Genomic DNA, 4,867 nt, shown 5'->3' with positions numbered 1-4,867 from the left:
ATTACCGAGCTCAATATGAACGTAATATAGCCCGGGTCAACAGTCCGCAGGGTCGTTACATGAAATCCAAGCGGCAAAGTACCGTAGAACCGGTGTTTGGCACCTTAACCCAGTTTATGGGACTTAGAAAAGTAAATACAATAGGCATTAAACAGGCCAATAAATGTATGCAGCTCTCAGCCATAGCCTACAACTTGAAGAAGTACCTGAAATTCATTGAAAAACATACAAAAAGTGGAGCGGCAAGCCTGCAAGGTGTTTGTTTTGTGCTAAAAGTGCTCCTACGACGAATTTCACTTCTTTATAAGCTTCTAAATTTTAGCTTGTTACGAAACTAAAGCGTAAAATAAAAGCCCCTAAAAGGGCTTATTTAGATCTTGTATGTATGTAATTAATAGGTTGTGCAACGTCTACCCTTGTTGTACGCTGGCTTTTTTCATTCCGATATGCTACTTATCAAGTCGTTTTGTAAAAAATCAAATTCCGTTTTTTTCCAAAAATTCAAGTTAATTAGTCCTGTTGTACTGCCCTCAATCCATTTTCCGTTTTCATTAGATTCCACAGCCCACTTTATAGATCGATTTCCCTTTTTTGTCAATTTTAGTCGGCAATCCTTGGAAAGTCCAAATGCAAAACAATTCAGAGCATCGTTCTCATTGTCAAATTCCTCGTGCCAAAAGTCAAACGCAACAGTGAAATTTCCGTTTCCATTGTCAGTCAGCGATACTGGAAATCCGTTATCATTTTTTGGATTCACAGTTATCGATTCCGCATTTAACTCATATTCTGCTTCAGGATATTTTTTCAATCGATTTACTATTTCGTCTATTGTGTTGCTCATTTTTCAGCTTGCGTACAACGTTCAAGGCTAAAAAGCGTTGCTGTCCCGAAGGGCAATTATGATTTTTTAGCCATTGTTGTAAGCCGTTTTTTATTCTTCAAATTTTGCCAATAGTTCGTCTTCACTATCTGGAATATTATAAGCATCAGCCTTAGTCAAGTGACCATCTTGGTCGCTAACTCTCGTCAATACTTTTCCTTTCTTAAATACTAATTGCAAACCATGTTCTTTCTCCCATTTACATTCACAAGTCATATTAATGAATATATCAGGCTCATTGTAAGGTCGTCTTGTTATGAGGATTTGGCTTGGAGAAATGAATTTCCAAATTTCTGATTTATCAATCCCTTTCATTTCATCAGGGATATCCTCTTCACCTACCATTGAGCAGAAGTCTCGAAAGTGGTCATAAATCAGTCCACTAATCTGATTCTTATATTCATCTCCTAATTTGAGAAAGTTATTTAGTGCAGAGTCCGCCTCTTCAATAAAGAATTCATCTTGTTCAGGTTCAAAATCCATGAATACCACATTAAGCTCTGCACCAATCAATGGGATTCTAATTGGTTTGCTGTTCCACCAATCGTTAAATCTAGCGTCTTGTGTTACCTCTCCTAATATTTTCGAACGAACTATTTTCATTTTTTTATCTATGGCTTACAACGGTCTTTTATATGGCTCGTAGCGTTTGAATTAGCGATTATTTTCGGATTTCAGTTTTTCTAACACTTTTTTTCCATCATCATTATTTGGGTTTAAAGAAATTGACTTTTCATAATTCTCTATCGCCAAATGTCTTTCTCCTTTTATCATATATGCTTCGCCCATACTGTCATAAGCATTCCACGATTCAGGGTGATTTTTGATATTTTGTTTAAATATTTCAATCGCAGCATCAATATTATTTGAGCGAAGCTGCTTATAACCCTGACTATTCAGAAAATCTTCACCTCCTTTAATTGTATAACCAAACTCATCAGATAGTTTGTCAAAATGTAGTTGGATTTCTTTGGATGTTAATTTCGCTGCACTATAGTTATCAATGAACCAATCTTTATAGATAAATTTAAGGGCATCAAACATACTTTTATATGTAACCGAAAAATGGTTCTCATCTTCGTATTTTTTAAAATCCCAATCAATAGTTTTTGGTGCAAACATTTTTAGTTGATAAACAATAGAATCAACAGTTTGCGTGTTTTCATTTCCAATTGAGATGAAAAATTTACCTGATAGATTTTGATGATTTTTTAAGAACGGTTTAAAGTTGTCCAGTATTTCGGTATTTCCTCCATAAATCGCTGGACTCATTAGGATTGTGGATTTGAACAAATCTGGGTTCATCTCTTTTGTATATAAGCCAAAAAGTCCGGCCAAAGAATGTGCCGCTAAAATTCTATATGGTGCGGTTCTGAAATTCTTATCCACATGGGGAACAAGCTCATTTTGAATGAACTGGAGGAACTTAGTTCCACCACCGGTATTTGCCATTCTTAAGCTATCAACTTTCCCATTGAACAGTAAAGAGTGTATAGGTGTAAAATCCCTTGTACGATCCACATTGAGAATTGCAACTACAATCATTTCTGGAATCCTATTTCTATCATAGCTGGAAAGGTAATCTACAAGTTCTGAAACATATTTAAAATGACCTTCTCCATCTAGCAAATAGATAACAGGATAAGAATCATTTGTTGAATTGTAGTCAAACGGCAAATGTATCCAAATACTGCGTGGCTCATTCAGTACTTTGGAATTTATGAGAAATGCTTTATCATTATTCACAGGAATAGTTTCTAATTGCGCTTGAACAAATTGGAACGATAGAATAAAAAGAGGAATGAGACAACAAATCTTTTTAGTTAAAGTCATAATTTTAAATTTTCATCGGAATCGTTGTTTTAATTACCGCTAACGGTCTTGTGTCGAGTAGACAAGGGGGATTTCACCCCGAGCCTCTCACAGAACCGTACGTGATAGTCTCCCATCATACGGCTCTTCTTATACAAATCTATACACTTAATTGGAATATCCAACATGCCAGTGATAAAACAGACTAGGAAATTGTTTTCTAACTCTATCTAGCCACTTATAAGCATTTGTTAGATTATTTCTATACCGTTTATAGCGATATCTTGCCCATCTTACGAGTTTTATGCGAAGCACATAAAACACCTTTGACAAACTATAACCTCGGTATTTACCAAAGTAACGTATCCACCCCCTAAGTTTAGGGTTTAGATGATGTGCAATACCTACAATACTTTCACATCGCATTCTTGGGATTTCCATTTTCCTGATCTGTTCAAATATCCGTGACCGTGATTGGATGCTAATAGCACAGTCAAATCCTAAAAACAGTCTCCCAGTTTTCTTTGATTTTGAGCTGCGTGGTTGAAAAGTATATCCCAAAAAGTCAAATTGCACTTTTCCATACTTTTGTTGCCTTCTAAAATCCTTGCAATACACGATTTTCGTTTTACCTGGATGCAATGTCAATCCACAAGATTCCAATCTTTCTTTTATGCTCTGTAGGGTATGCTCTGCCTGATTTTTCGTCTGGCAATGAATGATAATATCATCTGCATAGCGTACAAATTCAATGGCTGGGTTCACTCTCCCTAACCAAACATCCAAGGTGTAATGCAGAAACAGATTGGCTAATAACGGACTTATTACACCGCCTTGAGGTGTGCCTTTTGTTCTTATTATAATTTCACCTTTTTGAGTTTGAAGTGGAGCTTTAAGCCATCTATCGATGTATTTAAGCACCCATTTTTCCTCAACATGTTTCTTTAACGCTTTAAGTAACTTGTCATGATCAATATCATCAAAGAAATTCTTGATATCCAAATCAATCACCCAATCATGCTTCCAGCAGTTTTTGCGTACCTGTTCTAGTGCTTGATGAGCGCTACGTTTTGGTCGATAACCGTAGGATTGCGGATGAAAGATGGTTTCCAGTCTTTCTTCTATTTGATTTCTTATCACCGTTTGGGCTACTCTATCACTAATGGTTGGAATTCCTAATTGGCGAATGGAGCCGTTTTTCTTAGGAATTTCAACTTGTAGGACTGGTGGTGGGTAATAACTGCCCGAGGCTAAACGGTTCCAGACCTTGTACAAGTGTCGATGTCTTTGTTTATCATAATCTGACATACTTAGATTATCTATACCTGCACTTTTTCCTTTTCGCTTTACCTGTAAGTAGGCTTCCCATACCATTTCTTTGGTTATTGGTACTGATTTTGTCTTCTCAAATTGAATCATCCTCTTGCGAGTTGTAAAAATTGATAAAATGTATAAGCCAGTCCCTTCGCTCCAGTTTCATTAAAAAACCTTCTTCACTACTATAGACTGGTCCGCCCCTGATCCAAGCATCGCTATTTGGCCTCTAGTTTGCGCTATTGTGCTTTTCACTTTGCATCTTGAACCAGGTTCCCGAGTTCCGTAAATAAGCCCGAATAAAGGTCATGCCTCCTAAATGACGCCTGCCGCTTAGCCAGTAAACAGGTTCCCGCTAAACTTATCATGTTTGTCATACTTCAAACACTTTTGACAGAAGGTTGCACTTTCTCGGCACTTCTTCAGAGGTTCATTTGCATTCATCTCCTTTATTCTTACCTGACCACACTCGTGGTGTAGCCTTTTCCATAACGCTCAATACCTTAGCTCTTTACCAAAGCACCTTATGGGGGTTTGATGCTCTCCCCTGTAGGACAGCACCGGTGGGTCGGTTCCACCATCTTATAAACAGTTGCGTAACGATTTTCAGCCGTTCGTTACTCTCGGCACACATATGAAAAGTAGCGGATTTTATGCACTAACTTTTCAGATTATAAATGACCTTTAATTTATTCATTTTGTTTCGATTAAGCGATTAAACCGCTATTTTTTATATACGTTGTGCCTGTTGCACAAGTTAGCAAAAAATTGACATAGGGTTGATATTTTCCTCTCATTAGATGCTTACCTTGTAGTTATGCAAGGCAAAAAACAATATCAGGAGAAGTTATTCAACCAGTT

Annotated in this window: 5 protein-coding genes; 1 reads left to right on the top strand and 4 read right to left on the bottom strand. The window is 37.0% G+C overall.

The window, feature by feature from the left end:
- Positions 1-338, top strand: a 338-nt coding sequence (locus PSF86_RS17680) for a transposase (RefSeq protein ID WP_277901420.1), incomplete at its 5' end; no start/stop codon positions are given.
- Positions 339-436: 98 nt separating this feature from the next.
- Here the strand turns inward: PSF86_RS17680 and PSF86_RS17675 are convergent.
- The 4 genes from PSF86_RS17675 to ltrA form a co-directional block, all read right to left on the bottom strand.
- Entirely contained in the window at positions 437-841 is a 405-nt protein-coding gene (locus tag PSF86_RS17675) for a hypothetical protein (protein ID WP_277901419.1), read from the bottom strand.
- 90 nt (positions 842-931) lie between these two features.
- Entirely contained in the window at positions 932-1,483 is a 552-nt protein-coding gene (locus PSF86_RS17670; protein ID WP_277901418.1) for a DUF6985 domain-containing protein, read from the bottom strand.
- A gap of 51 nt (positions 1,484-1,534) precedes the next feature.
- A complete protein-coding gene (locus PSF86_RS17665; RefSeq protein WP_277901417.1) occupies positions 1,535-2,713 on the bottom strand; it encodes an alpha/beta hydrolase-fold protein in 1,179 nt (392 codons plus the stop codon).
- 147 nt (positions 2,714-2,860) lie between these two features.
- Positions 2,861-4,111 carry a group II intron reverse transcriptase/maturase gene (gene ltrA / locus PSF86_RS17660; RefSeq protein WP_277901416.1) on the bottom strand — a complete coding sequence of 417 codons (1,251 nt, stop codon included), beginning with the start codon at positions 4,109-4,111 and terminating at the stop codon, positions 2,861-2,863.
- Between the last annotated feature and the right edge of the window lie 756 nt (positions 4,112-4,867).

The organism is Galbibacter pacificus (genome assembly GCF_029603165.1).
Taxonomy (GTDB): domain Bacteria; phylum Bacteroidota; class Bacteroidia; order Flavobacteriales; family Flavobacteriaceae; genus Galbibacter; species Galbibacter pacificus.
The sequence above is the reverse complement of the archived record's forward strand: the minus strand, read 5'-3'. Positions and strand labels throughout refer to the sequence as shown.